Annotated in this window: 16 protein-coding genes, 2 tRNA genes and 1 other RNA gene; 9 read left to right on the top strand and 10 right to left on the bottom strand. The window is 72.0% G+C overall.

Features of this window, described 5'->3' with window-relative positions:
* The first annotated feature begins 29 nt into the window (after nt 1-29).
* From hrpB to ACRAKJ_RS04905, 4 genes are read left to right on the top strand one after another with little or no spacing between them, the layout of a single operon-like run.
* Nucleotides 30-2,408, top strand: coding sequence for an ATP-dependent helicase HrpB (hrpB, locus tag ACRAKJ_RS04920; protein ID WP_438924064.1), 2,379 nt, complete (start codon nt 30-32; stop codon nt 2,406-2,408).
* A 54-nt stretch (nt 2,409-2,462) separates the two neighbouring features.
* Nucleotides 2,463-2,888, top strand: coding sequence for a hypothetical protein (locus ACRAKJ_RS04915; protein WP_438924063.1), 426 nt, complete (start codon nt 2,463-2,465; stop codon nt 2,886-2,888).
* Entirely contained in the window at nt 2,885-3,496 is a 612-nt protein-coding gene (locus tag ACRAKJ_RS04910) for an alpha/beta fold hydrolase (RefSeq protein ID WP_438924062.1), read from the top strand. Before ACRAKJ_RS04915 ends, ACRAKJ_RS04910 begins: the two co-directional genes overlap by 4 nt.
* Before the next feature lie 16 nt (nt 3,497-3,512).
* The gene (locus tag ACRAKJ_RS04905) at nt 3,513-5,084 is read left to right on the top strand and encodes a GMC oxidoreductase (RefSeq protein ID WP_438924061.1); all 1,572 of its coding nucleotides are present in this window, start codon (nt 3,513-3,515) and stop codon (nt 5,082-5,084) included.
* 46 nt (nt 5,085-5,130) lie between these two features.
* Here the strand turns inward: ACRAKJ_RS04905 and ssrA are convergent.
* Nucleotides 5,131-5,503, bottom strand: a transfer-messenger RNA (tmRNA) gene (gene ssrA, locus ACRAKJ_RS04900).
* 166 nt (nt 5,504-5,669) lie between these two features.
* On the opposite strand from ssrA, the gene ACRAKJ_RS04895 reads away from it, so the two are divergent.
* Together ACRAKJ_RS04895 and ACRAKJ_RS04890 are read left to right on the top strand one after the other, a co-directional pair.
* Nucleotides 5,670-6,917: a sensor domain-containing protein gene (locus tag ACRAKJ_RS04895; protein ID WP_438926139.1), complete on the top strand. Its 1,248-nt coding sequence runs from the start codon at nt 5,670-5,672 to the stop codon at nt 6,915-6,917.
* Nucleotides 6,905-7,549: a response regulator gene (locus ACRAKJ_RS04890; protein ID WP_438926138.1), complete on the top strand. Its 645-nt coding sequence runs from the start codon at nt 6,905-6,907 to the stop codon at nt 7,547-7,549. The genes ACRAKJ_RS04895 and ACRAKJ_RS04890 overlap by 13 nt, the downstream gene beginning before the upstream one ends.
* 54 nt (nt 7,550-7,603) lie before the next feature.
* On the opposite strand, the gene smpB is transcribed toward ACRAKJ_RS04890, so the two are convergent.
* The 5 genes from smpB to ACRAKJ_RS04865 all read right to left on the bottom strand — a co-directional run bounded on the left by smpB (nt 7,604) and on the right by ACRAKJ_RS04865 (nt 11,525).
* Nucleotides 7,604-8,080: an SsrA-binding protein SmpB gene (gene smpB, locus ACRAKJ_RS04885; protein WP_306748745.1), complete on the bottom strand. Its 477-nt coding sequence runs from the start codon at nt 8,078-8,080 to the stop codon at nt 7,604-7,606.
* A 47-nt stretch (nt 8,081-8,127) separates the two neighbouring features.
* Complete coding sequence (gene ftsX / locus ACRAKJ_RS04880; RefSeq protein ID WP_438926137.1) at nt 8,128-9,030, bottom strand: permease-like cell division protein FtsX; 903 nt, start codon at nt 9,028-9,030, stop codon at nt 8,128-8,130.
* A 52-nt stretch (nt 9,031-9,082) separates the two neighbouring features.
* On the bottom strand, nt 9,083-9,772 hold the full coding sequence (ftsE, locus tag ACRAKJ_RS04875; protein ID WP_306748740.1) for a cell division ATP-binding protein FtsE: 690 nt from the start codon (nt 9,770-9,772) through the stop codon (nt 9,083-9,085).
* A gap of 100 nt (nt 9,773-9,872) precedes the next feature.
* On the bottom strand, nt 9,873-10,973 hold the full coding sequence (gene prfB / locus ACRAKJ_RS04870; protein WP_438926136.1) for a peptide chain release factor 2: 1,101 nt from the start codon (nt 10,971-10,973) through the stop codon (nt 9,873-9,875).
* Between the two features lie 51 nt (nt 10,974-11,024).
* On the bottom strand, nt 11,025-11,525 hold the full coding sequence (locus tag ACRAKJ_RS04865; RefSeq protein WP_438926135.1) for a helix-turn-helix transcriptional regulator: 501 nt from the start codon (nt 11,523-11,525) through the stop codon (nt 11,025-11,027).
* A 379-nt stretch (nt 11,526-11,904) separates the two neighbouring features.
* Here ACRAKJ_RS04865 and ACRAKJ_RS04860 point away from each other — a divergent pair, with 379 nt between their 5' ends.
* Entirely contained in the window at nt 11,905-12,123 is a 219-nt protein-coding gene (locus ACRAKJ_RS04860) for a hypothetical protein (RefSeq protein WP_306748734.1), read from the top strand.
* A 59-nt stretch (nt 12,124-12,182) separates the two neighbouring features.
* Here the strand turns inward: ACRAKJ_RS04860 and ACRAKJ_RS04855 are convergent.
* The 3 genes from ACRAKJ_RS04855 to ACRAKJ_RS04845 form a co-directional block, all read right to left on the bottom strand.
* A tRNA-Met gene (locus tag ACRAKJ_RS04855) sits at nt 12,183-12,256 on the bottom strand.
* Nucleotides 12,257-12,512: 256 nt separating this feature from the next.
* A tRNA-Met gene (locus ACRAKJ_RS04850) sits at nt 12,513-12,586 on the bottom strand.
* 94 nt (nt 12,587-12,680) lie between these two features.
* A complete protein-coding gene (locus ACRAKJ_RS04845) occupies nt 12,681-15,671 on the bottom strand; it encodes a UPF0182 family protein (RefSeq protein ID WP_438926134.1) in 2,991 nt (996 codons plus the stop codon).
* A 106-nt stretch (nt 15,672-15,777) separates the two neighbouring features.
* On the opposite strand from ACRAKJ_RS04845, the gene ACRAKJ_RS04840 reads away from it, so the two are divergent.
* Nucleotides 15,778-16,320, top strand: a complete 543-nt coding sequence (locus ACRAKJ_RS04840) for a PPA1309 family protein (protein WP_438926133.1) — start codon at nt 15,778-15,780, stop codon at nt 16,318-16,320.
* A 15-nt stretch (nt 16,321-16,335) separates the two neighbouring features.
* On the opposite strand, the gene ACRAKJ_RS04835 is transcribed toward ACRAKJ_RS04840, so the two are convergent.
* Nucleotides 16,336-17,421, bottom strand: coding sequence for a PDZ domain-containing protein (locus ACRAKJ_RS04835; protein ID WP_438926132.1), 1,086 nt, complete (start codon nt 17,419-17,421; stop codon nt 16,336-16,338).
* A 102-nt stretch (nt 17,422-17,523) separates the two neighbouring features.
* On the opposite strand from ACRAKJ_RS04835, the gene ACRAKJ_RS04830 reads away from it, so the two are divergent.
* Nucleotides 17,524-18,903, top strand: a complete 1,380-nt coding sequence (locus ACRAKJ_RS04830; protein ID WP_438926131.1) for a zinc-dependent metalloprotease — start codon at nt 17,524-17,526, stop codon at nt 18,901-18,903.
* Nucleotides 18,904-18,946: the final 43 nt, after the last annotated feature.

The raw sequence follows: 18,946 nt of genomic DNA, 5'->3' as shown, positions 1-18,946 counted from the left end.
GTGCGGCCGGGTTGGCACACTGCCCCACCGTGGAGCTCCCGAACCTGCCGATCCGGCCGATGCTGGGCGAGATCGCGGGCACCCTGGCCGGGCACGGCACCGCGGTGCTGGTCGCGCCGCCCGGCACCGGCAAGACGACGCTCGTCCCGCTGGCCCTGGAGGGCCGGGTGGTGGTCGCCGAACCGCGCAGGCTGGCGGCCCGCGCGGCGGCGGCGCGGATGGCGTCCCTGCTGGGCGAGCCGGTCGGCCGCACGGTCGGCTACGCGGTGCGCGGCGACCGCAGGACGTCGAAGGACACCCGGATCGAGGTGGTCACGTCCGGCCTGCTGGTGCGGCGGTTGCAGCACGACCCGGAGCTGGCGGGCGTGGACGTCGTGCTGCTCGACGAGTGCCACGAGCGGCACCTGGACGCGGACCTGCTGCTGGCGCTGCTGCTCGACGCGCGGGCGGGCCTGCGCCCGGACCTGCGGTTGCTGGCGACGTCCGCGACGGTCGCCGCGGACCGGCTGGCCGAGCTGCTGGGCGACGCGCCCGTGCTGCGGGTGGAGGCGCGGACGTTCCCGGTGGACGTGGCGCACACCCCGCCGGCCCGGGGTGAGCGCGTGGAGGCGGCGGTGGCCCGCGCGGTCCGGCGGGCGCTGGTGGAGGGGGACGGCGACGTGCTGGCGTTCCTGCCGGGCGTGGCGGAGATCCGGCGGTGCGCGGGCCTGATCGGCGGTGACGTGGACGTGCTGCCGCTGCACGGCAGGCTCGCCGCGTCCGCGCAGGACGACGCGCTCACGCCGGGTCCGCGCCGGCGGGTCGTGCTGGCCACGGCGGTCGCCGAGTCGAGCCTGACCGTGCCGGGCGTGCGGTCGGTGGTGGACTCGGGCCTGGCGCGGGTGCCGAGGGTGGACCACCGGCGCGGCCTGTCGGGCCTGGCCACGGTGCGGGTGAGCGCGGCGGTGGCGGACCAGCGGGCGGGCCGGGCGGGGCGCGAGGCGCCGGGCCGGGTCTACCGGTGCTGGCCGGCGCACGAGCACAGCACGCTGCCGCGCTACCCGGAGCCGGAGATCCGCACCGCCGACCTGACCCGGTTGGCGCTGGAGCTGGCCTGCTGGGGCGTGCCGGACGGCGAGGGCCTGGCCTGGTGGGACGCCCCGCCGCCGGGCGCCCTGGACGCGGGCCGCGCGGTGCTGCGGGCGCTGGGCGCGCTGGACGGCCGCTCCGCGACCGACCGGGGGCGGCGGATGGCCGACCTCGGCCTGCACCCGCGCCTGGCGCGCGCCCTGCTGGACGGCGCGGACGCGGTGGGCGCGCACACGGCCGCGCAGGTGGTGGCGCTCCTGGACGACGACCGCGCGAGCAGGGGCGTGGAGCTGAACCCGCACGACGCCGACCCGCGCGAGGTGCGCCGCCTGTCCGCGATGCTCGGGAAGCGGGGCGAGGGCGAGCGGGGCGGCGACAAGCGCGACGAGGCGAAGAGGGGCGAGGCGAAGAGGGGCGGCGACCCGGCGCTGGTCGTCGCCCTCGCCCACCCCGAACGGCTGGCGCGCAGGCGGTCGCCGGGGTCGCCGGTGTACCTGATGGCCGGCGGCACGGCCGTCGAGCTGCCGCCGGGCAGCGGGCTGGCCGACGCCGAGTGGCTGGCGGTCGCCGTCGCCGACCGGGAACCGGGCCGCGCGCACGGCCGCGTCCGCCTCGCCGCCCGCGCCGACGAGGACCTCGCCGTCACCGCCGCGCCCGCCCTCCTGGCCGAGGAGGACGACGTGCGCTGGGACGGGGACGTCGTGGCGAACCGGCTGCGCAAGCTGGGCGCGATCACGTTGTCGAGCAAGCCCCTGCGCGACCGCGCCGCCGTCGCCGACGCGCTGCGCCAGGGCCTGCGCGCGGAGGGCGTCGGCCTGCTGCGCTGGGACGCGGACGGCCTGCGCACGCGCGAGCGGATGGCGTTCCTGCACCGCGTGCTGGGCGACCCGTGGCCGGCCGTGGACGACGAGGCGCTGCTGGGGGTCGTCGACCTGGGCGACGCCCGCCGCCGGTCCGACCTCCAGCGGATCAGCGGCGAGCACGTGGTGCGCCTGCTGCTGCCCTGGCCCGCCGCCGCGCGCTTCGACGAACTCGCGCCGGACCGCCTGGAGGTGCCCTCCGGCTCACGGGTCCGCGTCGACTACTCGCAGCCGGAGCCGGCGCTGCCGGTGAAGGTGCAGGAGGTGTTCGGCTGGACGGAGACGCCGCGCCTGGCGGACGGCCGCGTGCCGGTCGTGCTGCACCTGCTCTCCCCCGCGGGCCGCCCGACCGCCGTCACCGGCGACCTCGCGTCGTTCTGGCGCACCGGTTACCCGCGGGTCAGGGCGGAGCTGAGGGGCCGCTACCCCAAGCACCGCTGGCCCGAGGACCCGATGACCGCGCCACCCGCCCGCCGCTGAAGTACTTGACGCAGACCGTCAAGTACTTGACGATAGCCGTCAAGGAGGTTCCGCGTGCTCGCCACCCAGATCGAGACGATCATCCGCACCCGGTTGCTCGACCCGCTGGAGATCCTGTTCGGCGACGTCGGCGAACTGCACGACCGCAACCGGGAGCTGGCGGCGCGCCTGGCCGCGACCGTCGAGGGCGACGACGAGCAGGCCGCCGTGCACACCCTCGCGCGGCTCGTCGGCGCGCTGTACCCGTCCGACGGGCCGTTCGACCCGCCCGCCGACTGGTGGCGCACCCCGCTCGGCCGGGCGACCGCCCGGCGGGTGGGGCACCCCGCCGCGACGGCCGTGTCGTACTCGGTGGCCGGCGCGATGCTCGGCGTCACCAAGCAGGGCGTCCACGACCTGGTGCGGCGGGGCAAGTTGGCGCGGGACCCGGACGGCGGCGGTGTCACCACCGCCTCGGTGAGAGCGAGGTTGAACGCGTGAAGGTGATCGCACTGCACGGCGCGGGCCGGACGCCCGCGGACTGGGAGCCGGTGGCGGCGGCGCTCGGGGGCGTGCACGAGGTCGTGCCGCTGCCGCTCGAAGGGCCGTGGGACTGGGACTCGGTGCTCGACCGGATCGAGCCGCACGCGACCGACAACCCGGCCGTGGTCGGCATGTCCCTGGGCGGCATGGTCGCCGCCCTGTGGGGCCGGCGGCACCCGGAGTGCCCGGCGGTGGTCAACGTCGACGGGCACGGCGTGCCGACGCAGCTCACCCGCTACGTCGACCCCGAGGAGGTCCGCGACGAGGTCGACCGACTGCGCGAGGCGTTCCGCTCCCACGGGCAACCCGAACTCCAGTCGGCGTTGGAGGAGCTGGACTGCTTCGAGGTGTTCCGGGAGCTGGAGTGCCCGATGCTGCTGGCCGTAGCCACGCGCCCCATGCCCGGTCAGGCGCTGTTCGAGCCCTACCAGCGGGGCCTGGCCCGCGACCTGCCCACGCTGCCGGGCAACGTCGAGGTGGTGCGCGTGGACGGGACGCACGCGGTGGCGCTCGAAGACCCCGCACTGGTGGCCGGCTTGATCGAGAGGTACCTCGCCGGTCGTTGATCTAGCGTCCGGGAACATGAAGAAGATTTCCCGTCGCAGTTTCTTCGGGGTCACCGCGGTCGCCGCCGGGACCCTCGCCACCACCGGCCGCGCCTCCGCCGACGACACCCACGTGCCCGCGATCGTCGTCGGCAGCGGCTACGGCGCCGCGGTCTCGGCGTTACGCCTCGGCCAGGCGGGCGTGCGGACGCTCGTGCTGGAGATGGGCCGGGCCTGGAACGCGCCCGGCGCGGACGGCAAGGTCTTCTGCGGGATGCTCAACCCCGACCGCCGCTCGACGTGGTTCAAGGACCGCACCGAGGCGCCGGTCAACGGCGTGCTGTTCCTCGACCTGGCCAACCGGCCGGTCCAGCGCTGGGCCGGCGTCCTGGACCGGGTGAACTTCGCCGAGATGGGCGTGTACGTCGGCCGGGGCGTCGGCGGCGGCTCGCTGGTCAACGGCGGCATGGCCGTCGTCCCGGACCGGGCGTACTTCGAGCAGGTGTTCCCGACCGTCGACGCGGACGAGATGTACTCCACGTACTACCCGCTGGCCAACCGGGTGCTGCGGGTCAACTCGATCCCCGAGCCCTGGTTCGAGGGCACCGACCACTACCACTACGCCCGGCTGTCCAGGACCCTCGCGGGCCGGGCGGGCTACGGCACCCGGCTGCTGCCCAACGTCTACTCGTTCGAGCACATGATGCGGGAGGAGCGCGGCGAGGCGCCGAGGTCCGCGCTGGGCACCGAGGTCCTCTACGGCAACAACCACGGCAAGTTCAGCCTCGACAAGGGCTACCTGGCCCAGGCCGTCGGCACCGGCAACGTCACCATCGCGCCCCTGCACCGGGTCACCCGCGTCACGAGGACCGCCACCGGGTACGCGCTCACCGTCCGGCAGATCACCGAGGACGGCACGCCCGTCGCCGAGAAGCACCTGACGTGCGACCGCCTGTTCCTCGGCGCGGGCAGCCTCGGCTCCACCGAGCTGCTGCTGCGCGCCCGCGAGACCGGCGACCTGCCGGACCTGCCCGACGAGGTGGGCGAGGGCTGGGGCCCCAACGGCAACGTCATGGCCGCCCGCAACAACAACCCGCTCGAACCGACGGGCCCCAAGCAGTCCGCGATCCCCGTGCTGGCCATCACCGACCCCGTCCGCGACGTGATCGCCGAGATCGCCCCGGTCCCCGCCGGGATCGAGACCTACGTCAGCCTCTACCTGGCGATCACCAAGAACCCGAACCGCGGCCGGTTCACCTACGACCCGGCCACCGACCGCCTCGGCCTCCAGTGGACCCGCGCCCAGGCCGCGCCCTCGGTGGCCGCCGCGAAGGGCCTGCTCGACGAGGTCAACGCCGCGAGCGGCACCACCTACCGCTACGACGTGTTCTCCGGGGGCAGGGCGTTCGCCGACGACTTCTGCTACCACCCGCTCGGCGGCGCGGTCCTCGGCCGGGCCACCGACGACCACGGCCGCGTGCACGGCTACCCGAACCTGTACGTGACCGACGGGGCGCTGGTGCCGGGCTCGCTCGGGGTGAACCCGTTCGTCACGATCACCGCCCTGGCGGAGCGCAACATCGCCCACGTGCTGGCCAACGACCTGTGAACAGCGGAACGGCGGGTGCTCGTCGTGCGAGCACCCGCCGTTCCAGGGGTGGAGGTGCCGGGAATCGAACCCGGGTCCTCTGCCGGCTCATCAAGGCTTCTCCGTGCGCAGTCCGCTACGTCTCTACTCGACCCCGGTCATCACGCGGACAAGCGACCGTGACGGGCCCAGCCACTGTGGGTGTCCCAACCGCTCCCCGTGGCCGAGAGCGGTGGTGAGCCTCCTAGCTGATGCCGGCGATCGGGGCGGAGGCGCCCCCGGGCCGACAGCGTCGCTCCTAGCCTCAGGCGGCGAGGGCGAACGCGCGCTGGTCGTTAGACTCGGCGCTTATTGGTTTGCGATGACGCTTGCGGTGGTCTCTCGCCTGCACCGGCACGCTTCCCTTGAATCGACGCACAAAGTCGAAACCGTTCACCCCCTGGTCGTGGGTCCTTCTCGTACAGCATAACGCCCCGCGCCCCCGCGATCATTCCCATTACCGCGGTAGGGCTGGCCCCACCCCGCTCCGACCGGCGCACCCGATGGTCCCCACCCCCCGCACGGGTGATGCTGATCGGGTTCAATCGCGGCGTGAAGGTGGGGGACATGACGACGGGCACCATGGCGGGCACCCTCCGGACCAGCGGGTACTTCCTGCTCAACCTGGTCACGGGGATCTTCTGGTTCGTGCTGCTGGTGACCCTGGGCGCGGTGAGCCTGGGCACCGCGGTGATCTGGGTCGGCCTGCCGCTCGGCGTGCTCACCCTCACCCTGGCCCGGGGCGCGGCGACGGCCGAGCGCGCGTGGGTGCGGACCGCGCTCGGCGTGGAGGTCCAGCGGCCCTACCGACCGCTGCCCGGGGGCGCCACCGCCCGCGCGAAGGCGCTCGCCCAGGACCCGGCGACGTGGCGCGACTTCGCGTACTGGCTGGTCATGCTGCCGCTGGGCGCGATCGAGTTCGCGGTGACCGTGGCCCTGTGGACGTCCACGGCGGCGACCGTCCTGCTGCCGTTCTACCTGCACCGGCTGCCCGCCACCTGGGAGGTCGAGTTCGCGCCCGGCGTCGTCTACACGATCGACTCGTTCGCGAAGGCCCTCCCGGTCACCCTGGTCGGCCTGCTGCTGGGCTTCCTGTCGCACCGGCTGCTCAACGGCATGGGCCGGGCGCACGGCGCGTTCGCCCGCGCGCTGCTCGGGCCGTCGCGGACCAGCGTGCTGTCCGCCGAGGCCGAGCGGCTCTCGGCGAGCCGGGCGCGGGGCGTGGAGGCCGCCGAGGCGGAGCGCCGGCGCATCGAGCGCGACCTGCACGACGGCGCGCAGCAGCGGCTGGTGGCCGTGGCCATGGGGCTGGGGCGGGCGCGCGGCAAGATGGAGTCGGACCCGGACGGCGCCCGCGAGCTGATCGCCGAGGCGCACGCCGACGCGAAGCTCGCCATCTCCGAGCTGCGCGACCTGGCCCGCGGCATCTACCCGTCCGTGCTGGGCGACCGGGGGCTGGACGCGGCGCTGTCGTCGCTGGCCGCCCGGTCCCCCGTCCCGGTGGTGGTGGACGTGGACGTGGAGCCGCGCCCGCCGATGGCGGTGGAGAGCACGGCCTACTTCACCGTCGCCGAGGCGCTGACGAACGCCGCGAAGCACTCGGGCGCGACGCGGGTGCTGGTCACCGTGTCCCGCACGGAGCACTCCGTGGTCGTGGAGGTCACCGACGACGGCCGCGGCGGCGCCGAGGTGCGCCCGGGGGGCGGCCTGGCGGGGCTCGTCGACCGGGCTGCGACCATTGACGGCGTCGTCGTCGTGCTGAGCCCCGTCGGGGGGCCGACCGTGATCCGGACGGAGCTGCCGTGCGCGTGGTGATCGCCGAGGACTCGGTGCTGCTGAGGGTGGGCGTGCAGCGCCTGCTGGCCGACGAGGGCATCGAGACGGTCGCGGCCGTCGAGGACGGCGAGGCCCTGCTCGCCGCCGTCGAGGAGCACCGGCCGGACCTGGCGCTGGTGGACGTGCGGATGCCGCCGACGTTCACCGACGAGGGGCTGCGGGCCGCCATCGAGGCCCGCAGGCGCGTCCCGGGCCTGCCCGTGCTGGTGCTCTCGCAGTACGTGGAGGAGCGGTACGCGGTGGAGCTGCTGGCGGGCGGCGCGAACGGCGTCGGCTACCTGCTCAAGGAGCGGGTGGCCGACGTGGCCGAGTTCGTGGCCGCCGTCCGCCGGGTCGCCGGGGGCGGCACGAGCATCGACCACGAGGTCATGATGCAGCTGATGGTGCGGGCCAGGCGCAACCCGGTGGACTCGCTGACGCAGCGCGAGCGCGAGGTGCTGGGCCTGATGGCGGAGGGCATGTCGAACGGGGCCATCGCCGCGTCCCTGGTCGTGTCGGACGGCGCGGTGGAGAAGCACGTGGGCAACATCTTCGCCAAGCTCGGGCTGGAGCCGAGCACGTCCGAGCACCGCCGCGTGCGCGCCGTGCTCGCCTACCTCGACCTGGGCTGATCCCGCCGGCCCGCCGCCCGCGGGGGTGCGGGGTCCCCCGCGAACCGCCGACGGTCAGTAACGGCCCTTGAGCGCCCGGCCGTGCGCCTTCTGGATCTCGCGCTGCGCGTCCCGCTTGGCCAGGTCCTGCCGCTTGTCGTACGACTTCTTGCCCCGGGCCAGCGCCAGCTCGACCTTGACGTACCCGTCCTTGAAGTACATCGACAGCGGGATCAGCGACAGACCGCTCTCCTTGGTCTTGCCGATCAGCCGCTCGATCTCGCCCTTGTGGAGCAGCAGCTTCCGCTTGCGGCGCACCTCGTGGTTGGTCCAGGTGCCCGCGACGTACTCCGGGATGTGCAGCGCGTGCAGCCAGATCTCGCCGTCGTCGACCTGGGCGAAGGCGTCCACAAGGGACGCCCGGCCCATCCGCAGGCTCTTCACCTCGGTGCCGACGAGCACGACACCCGCTTCGTAGGTGTCGAGGATGGTGTAGTCGTGCCGAGCCTTGCGGTTCGACGCGATCACCTTTTGACCGCGCTCCTTGACCATGACGGCAACCTTACGTGACCGCGCCAGCGGTTATCGGGGGCCGAACCCTACAGGCGTACGTAGAGGCGCAGCGTGACGTAGCCGGTCAGCGCCGAGATCACCACGGCGGTGCCGAGCAGGATCGGCGAGATGACCAGGATGTCCAGCATGCCGATCTGCGGCAGGATGCCCGAGTTGAACAGGTCGCCGAACACCCGGTCGAGCGCCACCGCCTTGAACCCGACCAGGCACAGCACGCCCGCGAGGGCGCCGATGATGCCCGCCACCACGGCCTCGATGAGGAACGGCAGCTGCGTGTACCAGCGGGTCGCGCCCACCAGCCGCATGATGCCGACCTCCGTCCGCCTGGTGAACGCCGACACCTGGATGGTGTTCGAGATCAGCAGCAGCGCGGCCAGCGCCTGGAACGCGGCGAGGCCGAGCGCGCCGTCCCGGGCGCCGTTGAGGACGTCGAACAGCCTGGCGAGGAACTCGCCCTGGTCGTTCACCGCCTTCACGCCCGCCTTCCCGCTGAACGCCTGCACGATCACGTCGGCGCGCTCGGGGTCTTCCAGGCTCACCCGGAACGTCGACGGGATCGCCTCCGGGCGGGCGAGCTTCACCAGTTCGGGCTGCGCCTCGAAGATCTTCTTGAACCGCTCGAAGCCCTTCTCGCGGTTCTCGTAGACGACCGTCTTGACCCCGGAGGTGCTCTCCAGCTGCTCGCGGAGGCCCGCGCACGGCTGCTGCGTGCAGTCCTTGTCGTTCGCGCTGACGTCGTTGGTCAGCAGGACCGAGACCTCCAGCTTGCCCTGGTAGTTGTCCTGCATCTTGTCGACCATGCGGACGACGAGCAGGCCGAGGCCGAGCAGGAAGAGCGAGATCGCGGTCGTGAGGATCATCGCGATGGTCATCGTGACGTTCCGGCGCAGGCCGGTCACGACCTCGCTGAACACGAAGCTGGTACGCATCGGGGGGAGCGTTCCTCAGGGTCGGGGGACGAGGGGGTCGCGGCGTCCGGGCTCAGCGGCCCACGCCGTACACACCCCGGGCGTCGTCGCGGATGATGCGGCCGTGGTCCAGCTCGACCACCCGGCGGCGCATGGAGTCGACGATGGAGTGGTCGTGGGTGGCCATCAGCACCGTCGTGCCGGTGCGGTTGATCCGCTCCAGCAGCAGCATGATGTCCTGGCTGGTGTCGGGGTCCAGGTTTCCGGTCGGCTCGTCGGCGAGCAGGACCAGGGGCCGGTTGACGAACGCGCGGGCGATGGCCACCCGCTGCTGCTCGCCGCCGGAGAGCTCGTGGGGCATCCGGTCCGCCTTGCCGTCGAGGCCGACCAGCTGGAGCACCTCGGGCACCACCTTGACGATGGTGTTGCGGGGCTTGCCGATGACCTCCAACGCGAACGCGACGTTCTCCGCCACGGTCTTGTTGGTCAGCAGGCGGAAGTCCTGGAAGACGCAGCCGATGGACTGGCGCAGGCGGGGGACCCTGCGCCGCGACATCTTGGCGACGTCGAAGTTGGAGACGTACACGCGACCCTTGCTGGGCACTTCTTCGCGCAGCAGCAGCCGCAGGAACGTGGACTTGCCGGACCCGGACGGCCCGATGAGGAACACGAACTCACCCTTGTCCATCTCGACGGAGACGTTGTCGAGAGCGGGGCGCGCGGAGGTCTTGTAGACCTTGGACACGTGTTCGAGGCGAATCACGAGGCGCGAGTCTACTCGCGGCCCTCGTGAAGCCCCCGTGTCGCCCTCATCGGGTGCCACCCGACCGGGGCTTGACCGATCGAGATCGCTACCGAGCGCATCAGGACTGGTGCTGCTTGCGCCAGCGGATGCCGGCCTCCAGGAAGTCGTCGATCTCGCCGTCGAGCACCGCGGACGGGTTGCCGACCTCGTGCTCGGTGCGCAGGTCCTTGACCATCTGGTAGGGGTGCAGCACGTAGGAGCGCATCTGGTTGCCCCAGCTCGACCCGCTGTCCTTGAGCGCGTCCATCTTGGCCTGCTCCTCCTGGCGCTGCCGCTCCAGCAGCTTCGCCTGGAGGACCGCCATGGCGGTGGCCTTGTTCTGGAGCTGGCTGCGCTCGTTCTGGCAGGAGACGACGATGCCGGTCGGGATGTGCGTGAGGCGCACCGCCGAGTCCGTCGTGTTCACGCCCTGGCCGCCGGGGCCGGACGAGCGGTACACGTCGACCCGCAGCTCCTTCTCGTCGATGACGACGTGGTCGGTCTGCTCGACCACCGGCACCACCTCGACGCCCGCGAACGACGTCTGCCGGCGGCCCTGGTTGTCGAACGGCGAGATGCGCACGAGCCGGTGCGTGCCCTGCTCGACGCTCAGCGTGCCGTAGGCGTAGGGGGCGGAGACGCGGAACGTGGCCGACTTGATGCCCGCCTCCTCCGCGTAGGAGGTGTCGAACACGTCGACGGGGTAGTTGTGCCGTTCGGCCCAGCGCGAGTACATGCGCAGGAGCATCTCGGCGAAGTCGGCGGCGTCCACGCCACCCGCCTCGGCGCGGATGGTGACCAGCGCGTTGCGCTCGTCGTACTCGCCCGACAGCAGGGTGCGGACCTCCAGCGAGGAGATCTCGTCACGGAGCTTCACGCGCTCGGTGTCGGCCTCGGCGAGGCTGCCCGCGTCGCCCTCGTCCTCGGCCAGCTCGTACATGATGCCGAGGTCGTCGAGGCGGTCGCGCAGGGCCGTGACGCGGCGCAGCTCGCCCTGCTTGTGGGAGAGCTGGCTGGTGACGCGCTGCGCCTCTTCCTGGTCGTCCCACAGGTCGGGGCGGGCGGCGGCCTCCTCCAGCTCGCCGACCTGCGCGCGCAGCGCATCGAGGTCCATCACCGCCTCGATGCTCGCGAGGGTGGCGGAGAGGTCCTTGATGTCTGCTTCGACGTCGGGGTTCACGGCTGAAGATTACGCCAGGACCGGTCGCGGAGTGCGACCGGTCGGCGCACCTCAGCCCTGCGGGACGGCGTCGAGCAGCTTCAGCACGGCCTTGGCGTGGGCCAGGCCGAACTCGGCGACCGCCTTGGAGTAGGCGTCCTCCGCGGTCTTCACCGCGGTCCTGGCGGCCTCCTGGTCGGCGGTGTAGCTCGCGCGCGCCGAGTCGACCAGCCCCTGCCGCTGCTTCGGGGTCAGGAACCCGGCGTGCACCATGCGCAGGATGAGCGGGCTGCGCAGGTGGTCCGGTCCGGGTTCGGACAGGAGCCAGTTCTTGAACGCCTTCTTGCCCGCCGCCGTGAGCACGTACTGCTGGCTGGAGCGGGGGCCCTGCTTGCCGAGGCGAAGCAGGCCGGCGTCCGCCAGCGCGGGAAGCTCGCGGTAGACCTGGCTGCGGGTGACGCTGAAGAACGCACCGAAGCGCTCCCCGGCCTCAGCCACGAGCTGGCCACCGGTCTTGGGTCCGTCGTGCAGCAGCCCGAGCAGGGCCGCCGCCGTCGCATTCAGGTCCGACACACCACCAACGGTGCCACGCCGTGGCCACGGTGTCCACAATGGTCAGCCGTTCTGTCCACTGTGGCTGATCACGGGCTAGTGGAGTTGGGCCAAGCGGAGCAACGAGAAGCTCCGCTGCGTAACCGCCCCCCGCCGGGCGCCACGCGTTCGGCCGCTTGACCCGGGCTGTCCACGTGGAGTGGAAATTCGTTGGCCCACAAGGGAAACCGCACTATTGCGTTCACCCTAACGGCAGAAGCACGTCACTCGCCGCGTCCGGGACCCCCCGTCCGTCGCCCGGGTGAATAGCACAACCCGGTGGTTTCGGCGCTCACCCCTGGCGTACACGTCGGGTGGTGGGACCATTACTACGGGTGTTCGTTCTTCTGGGAGGTCAACTGTGGGCATCAAGTGGACGACCGGGGCCAAGTGGACGACCGGGACCACCAAGGTGGTGCGCAACGCCCGCGCCTGGGCGTCCGGCTCGATCCCGGAGCAGGCGGGCAAGGACGAGTGCATGGTGTGCGGCAAGCAGATCCGCCGGCACCGCACGGTCAGCGGCGAGGGCCGGGTGTGCTCGCTGACCTGCGCCCAGTACTGGGCCGAGAACATGACGTGACCGGAGCGCACGAAGAAGGGGCCCTCCCGGTTGTCACCGGAAGGGCCCCTTCACCTTTGTAGCGGGGACAGGATTTGAACCTGCGACCTCTGGGTTATGAGCCCAGCGAGCTACCGAGCTGCTCCACCCCGCGCTGCAAGTAGAACTCTACACACCCCCGGAAACCCCATTCACACGGGGGTCCCTTAACTGTATTTCCGCAGCTCAACCCACTCGCCACAGCCAACCCGCCCCAACCCGCCCGCCGCACCCCCGACGAGGCCGGCACCGTTCCAGGGGGTGCGGGGGGACGAAGTCCCGCCTGCTCGGGGTCCGGGGGTCGAACCCCCGGGGCAAAATGCGAAAGAGTCCCGTTCACGTTTTCCGTGAACGGGACTCTCTCACTTCAGTAGCGGGGACAGGATTTGAACCTGCGACCTCTGGGTTATGAGCCCAGCGAGCTACCGAGCTGCTCCACCCCGCGTTGGTAATTAGAACTGTACGCCCTGGTTACCGGAGATGCAAATCGGGTGGCCCCGCTGTGCGCGAGGCCACCCGATTCAGCGATGAATACCTGGTCAGCCGGTCGGCGTGGGCGACGGCTGCACGGCCGACGACTGCGACGGCGTGGTGCCGCTCGCCGTCTCGAACCGCCTGCCCGCCTCGTCCAGCGCCTTGTAGGCGTTGCCCAGCTCGGCGAAGTCACCGCTGGACTGCGCCGCCTTGATGCGGGCCAGCGCGGACTGGATGTCCCGCACCGCCTGCTGGAGGTCGGGCGACTGCCCGCTGCCGTCGTCCACCGGCGGCGTGGCGGAGGTCGACGGGGTCGACGTCGACCCCGGCTGCTGCCCGGTGCCCGGGTCGGGCACCTGCACCCCGGCCCCGGTCAGCACCTCCTCCAGCGCGTCCCTGAGCGTGTTGGCGTAGCCCACCTTGTCCCCGAAGCTGACGAGCACCTTGAACAGCTGCGGGAACTGGGTGTTCTGACTGGCCCGTTCGATGTAGATGGGCTCCACGTAGAGCAGGCCGCCACCGACCGGGAGGGTCAGCAGGTTGCCGTAGACCACCTTCGTCTGGCGCTGGGTGAGCAGGTTCAGCTCACCGGACACCTCGCCGTTGGTGAGGAACGTGGTCTGGATCTGCTGCGGACCCTTGGCCTCGTTGTTCAAGGTCAGCACGCTGATCTTGCCGTAGTTGTCCGGGTCGGACCTGACCGTCACGTACGCCGCCATGAACTCGCGATTGAGCCGCACCAACGCGCTGGTCAGCTGGAAGCTGACCTTGTTCGCGTCACCGGTCGGGTCACCCGCCAGCACGTAGAACGGCGGCTGCCGGTCGCGCTGCTGGCTGCTCTGCTGCTGCTGGGCCTCGACGGTGGTGGCGTTGTCGATGGTCGGGTCGGACGGCACGTCCCAGAAGGAGACGCCCGAGTAGAAGTCCCGCGGGTTGTCCACGTGGTACTCGGAGAGCATCTCCCGCTGGACCTTGAACAGGTCCTCCGGGTAGCGCAGGTGCTCGCGCAGCGACTGCGACATGTCGCTGTTCGGCTTCACCGTGCCCGGGAAGACCCCCTGCCACGCCTTGAGCACCGGGTCCTGCTCGTCCATGGCGTAGAGCGTCACGGAGCCGTCGTAGGCGTCCACAGTGGCCTTGACCGAGTTCCGGATGTAGCTGATCTCCCGGTTCGGCAGCTGCGCGACGCCCGGCAGCGAGTCGTTCGTGACGTCGCCCAGGGGCGTGCGGCGGGCGTACGGGTAGTTGTCGAGCGTGGTGTAGCCGTCGACGATCCAGGTGATCCGGCCGTCGACCACGGCCGGGTACGGGTCGCCGTCCACGGTCAGCCACGGCGCCACGTTCTCGACCCGGTCCCGCGGGTTGCGGTTGAAGATGATCCGCGAGTCGTCGCCGATGGCCGAGTTGAACAGGATGTTCCGCTCGCCGTAGGCGGCGGCGAAGACCAGCTTGTTGAACAGCCCGCCGATGCGGACGCCGCCCTTGCCGTCGTAGGTGTAGGACGACCCGTCGGTGTCGTACTCGCCGGGGGCGCCCTCGCCGCGACCGCCGACGATGGCGTAGTCGGCCGGGGAGCCCAGCTCGCCGAAGTAGGTGCGCGGCTGCTGCACGCCGAACGGGCCGGGCTGGACCTTCCCGTCCTGGCCGACCTGGGCCACCTGGAACACCGGGTAGCCGCCGTCACCGCCCTCGTTGGCGGGCGAGTTGACCGTGCTGGCCTCGGCGAACACCATGCCGTTGCCGTGGGTGTAGATCAGGTGCTGGTTGATCCAGTCGCGCTGACCGGCGGGGATGCCCGCGGTGTTCAGCTCGCGGACCGCGACGATGTAGTCCTGGAGCTGCTGGTCCACTGTGTACCGGTCGACGTCGAGCTTGTCCGGGAAGCCGTAGAACGGGCGCAGCTGCTGGAACTGGGTGAACGTCTTGGAGACGACCGCCGGGTCGAGCAGCCGGACGTTGCCCAGGGTGGCCTGGTCGGCCTTCAGCTCGTCGAGCGAGACGTTCTGCTTGCCGTCGTACGGCTTGGTCTCGACCTTGTCGTCGGTGAGCCCGTACGCCTGCCTCGTCGAGTCGATGTTGCGGTTGATCGACTCCGCTTCCTTCTCGATGGCGTTCGGCCGGACCGAGAACTGCTCCAGCACGGCGGGCCACGCGGCGCCGACCAGGATGCTGGAGAGCACCAGCAGCACGGTCGCGATGGCCGGCAGCTGGAGGTTGCGCAGCACGGCGCCCGCGAAGAACGCGATGGCGCAGAAGACCGCGATGAACAGCAGGATCAGCTTGGCGGGCAGCACCGCGTTGAGGTCGGTGTAGCTCGCGCCGTCGAACTTGTCGTTCCGGTCGGAGAACAGCAGCTGGTACCGGTCGAAGAAGTACGCCACGGCCTTGAGCAGCACGAACACACCGGCGACGATGGCCAGGTGGGTGCGCGCCGGGCCGGAGAGCTGGCCGCCGCGGCCCGCGAGCCGGATGCCGCCGAACAGGTAGTGCGCCACGACCGCGCCCACGAACGACACCGCGGTGGCGATGAACAGCCACGACAGCAGCCAGGTGTAGAACGGCAGCTGGAAGGCGTAGAAGCCGATGTCGTGGCCGAACTCGGGGTCGGTCACGTCGAACGGCGTGGCGTTGAGGAAGAGCTGGAGCACCTGCCAGTCGCCCTGCGCCGAGGTGCCGGCGATGACGCCGATCAGCACCGGCAGGCCGATCGCGAAGATCCTCATCCTCCGGGTGACGACCGCGCGGTAGCGGGCCACCGGGTCGTCCGGGCCGGACACCGGCACGAACACCGGCCGGGTGCGGTAGGCGACGATGAGGTTGATCGCGACGAGGCCGCCCACCAGCAGCGCCACCGCGGCGAACAACCCGAGGCGGGTCGCGAGCACGGTGCCGTAGACGCTGCGGAAGCCGACCTCGCTGAACCAGAGCCAGTTGACGTAGGTGCCGAGCAGCCTGGAGCCGGTGATCAGACCGACCAGGGCCACCGCACCGACGATGAGCAATATCCGGCTGCGACGGGACAGCCTGGGCAGTCCGACCGGGGGCCGTGTGGCCACGGGGCACGCTCCTGGATCGCGGAAGTGGCGTTCGTACGTTCTGTCCAACTCTACGGAGGCCCCTCGGGGTTCCCCGTTCGGTCGACCGTTTCGGGGTGATGCGACCATGGCGGGCGTGTCAGCCAGTGAAACGCCGCCCGTGGTGCTGCCCGCTGTCGCCCGCGAGGTCGAGGAGTTCGTGTCCACCGCCGGGTGGAACCAGCCGACCCAGCTGTTCGCGCTGGTCCCGACGTCGGAGTTGCTCGCGCAGCAGCCCGAGCTGGCCGGTCAGCTCGACCCGGTCGCCTCGCCGCTGACACCGATCGCGCAGGACTCGCTGCCCGACTCGGAGCTGGACCGGGCGCTGGCCGGGATCGTGTGGCCGGACGTGGTGCGCGGGTGCGCGCTGGCGCAGGAGATCGTGGTGCTGCCGCCGGAGGCCGAGGAGCAGCTGGCCGAGGGCGACCTGGACGACGAGGCGGCCCGCCGGTTCGCCGCCGAGCACCCGCAGCGCCGCGAGGCGCGCCTGGTGGCGGCCGTGCTGCGGGACGGCTCGGCCGCGTGCGTGCTGCGGCTGCGGGGGAACACCGAGGTGCCCGAGGAGGTCGTGGCGCACCCCGAGCTGGCCCCCAACCTGACCCGCGCCCTGCTGGAGACCCTGCAGCCGTGAGCGGGGGCGAGGCGGTCAGCAGGCGGGGGCGTCGCCGCCCTTCGCCAGGCTCTCCAGGGCCTGCACGGCGTCGTCGAGCTTCTCGACCTTGACCAGGCGCATGCCCTCCGGGGCGTGCTGCCTGGCCTCGTCGCAGTTGCCCGCCGGCACCAGGAACGTGGTGGCGCCGCCCTCGGCGGCGGCGACCAGCTTGAACTGGATGCCGCCGATGCGGCCGACCTCGCCCTTGTCGTTGATCTCGCCGGTGCCCGCGACGGACTGGCCGCCGTTCAGCTCGCCGGGGGTCAGCTTGTCGACGATCGACAGGGCGAACATCATGCCCGCGGACGGGCCGCCGACGTCGTTCAAGCTGATCTTGATCTCGAACGGCACGTCGGCCCGGTCCAGCGGCAGCACGCCGAGGAAACCGGTCTCGCGACCCTCGGCGCGGCCGAGCGTCACGGTGGCGGTCTTGCGCTCGCCCTCGTGCTCGAAGGTCAGCTGGACCTGGTCACCCGGTTTGGTGGTCTCCAGGGCGGGCCGCACGTCGTCGGCGGTCGCCACCGGCCTGCCGTTGACCTCCAGCAGCCGGTCGTTGGGCTGGAGCACGCCGGCGGCGGCGGTGTCGTCGGTGATCTCGGCGGCCACGACCTTCACCGGGTAGTCCAGGTAGCGCAGCGCGGCGACCTCGGCGCTGGTCTGCGAGTCCTGGAACGCCTTCACGTTCTGGTCGCGGACCTGCTGCTCCGACTCGCCCGGCCGGAAGAACTCCTCGCGCGGCGCGAGCGCGTACCGGCCGCTCACCCACAGGCCGAGCGCGCCGAACAGCGACACGTCGTCGGTGAGCGACACCGTCGTCATGGTCAGCCGGCCGCCGGTCGGGAACGTCTCCTGGCCCTCGATCGCCACGACGTCGCCGCCGTCGACCTGGCCGAGCGTGTCGTAGGTCGGGCCGGGGCCCAGCGCCACGTACGGCACCCGGGCGAACCCGCCGAGCAACCCGAGGACCAGCACCACCGCGAGGCTGATCACCAGGGTCCACGTGCGCCGGGTCAGGCCGCGCCGCGGCGGCTTCGGGGTGGGCGGTGCCTGGTCCACGACGGTGTCGGTGCCTTCGGTCACGCCCGACAGGGTACGACCACGCGGTTGCGCCGGGGGCGAACCGGTCCCGCGCGGGCGCTCCTCGGGTCCGCCCCGCAGGCGCATCCCGCGTACCGTGGTGGCATGAGTGACCTGCCCTTCGGGTTCGGCCCGCAGGACCCCGACGACCGAGGCCGCAAGCCGGGCGACCAGGGGGACGCGAACCCCTTCGACTTCAACCAGCTCGGCGCGATGCTGAGCCAGCTCGGCGCGATGTTCAGCAACGCGAACTCGTCGTCCGGACCGGTCAACTACGACCTGGCGAAGCAGATCGCCCTCCAGCAGCTGGCCGGCAAGCCCGGCACCGCCCTCGGCTTCGGCCCCGACCAGGGCACCGCGGTGGCGGACGCCGTGCACCTGGCGGAGATGTGGCTCGACCCGGTGACCGCGCTGCCCGCGGGCGTGCGCGTGACGCAGAGCTGGAGCGCCCGCGAGTGGGTGGAGCACACGCTGCCGACGTGGCAGCGGCTGTGCGACCCGGTGGCGCGGCGCGTGTCCGGCGCGTGGGTGGACGCGATGCCCGCCGAGGCGAAGGAGGCCGCCGGCCCGCTGCTGTCGATGCTCGGCCAGATGGGCGGCATGGCGTTCGGCTCGCAGCTCGGCGGCGCGCTGGCGCAGCTCGGTTCCGAGGTGCTGACCTCGACCGAGGTGGGCCTGCCGCTGGGTCCGGAGGGCACGGCGGCGCTGCTGCCCGCGAACATCGAGAAGTTCACCGAGGGCCTGGAGCGCCCGGCCAGCGAGGTGCTGGTGTTCCTCGCCGCCCGCGAGGCCGCCCACCAGCGGCTGTTCAGCCACGTGCCGTGGCTGCGGCAGCGGCTGCTGGACCTGGTGGAGGAGTTCGCGCAGGGCATCACGGTCGACACCTCGGCGCTGGAGCAGCTCGCGGGTCAGGTCGACCCGTCGAACCCGGCCAGCATCGAGGAGGCGATGAAGTCGGGGATGCTCGAACCCCAGACCACGCCCGAGCAGAAGGCCGCGCTGACCCGCCTGGAGACGCTGCTGGCCCTGGTCGAGGGCTGGGTCGACGTCGTGGTGAACGAGGCCGTCGGCGAGCGCCTGCCCGGTGCGGAGGCGCTGCGGGAGACGCTGCGGCGGCGCCGGGCGTCCGGCGGTCCGGCGGAGCAGACGTTCGCCACCCTGGTCGGCCTGGAGCTGCGCCCGCGCCGGCACCGCTCGGCGGCGGCGCTGTGGAAGCTGCTGGGCGACCAGCACGGCATCGAGCAGCGCGAGAGCGTGTGGGACCACCCCGACCTGGTGCCCTCGGCGGAGGACCTGGACGACCCGATGGAGTTCGCGGAGCGGTTCGGGACCACGCGCAAGGCGCTGGAGGACCCGATGGCGGAGCTGGAGCGCACGCTGCGCGAGAAGCCCGGGGCCGGCGCTCCCGAGGACGGCTCTCCCGAAGGTGGCGCTCCCGAGGGTGGCGCTCCCGGGGCCGGCGAAGGCCCGGACGACCCGAAGTAGCACCCCGGTGGTGCGCGGCGGCGCCGTCGCGCACCACCGGTCC

The sequence above is a fragment of the Saccharothrix sp. DSM 118769 genome, from assembly GCF_052936295.1.
This window is presented reverse-complemented; position numbering and strand designations above follow the sequence as displayed.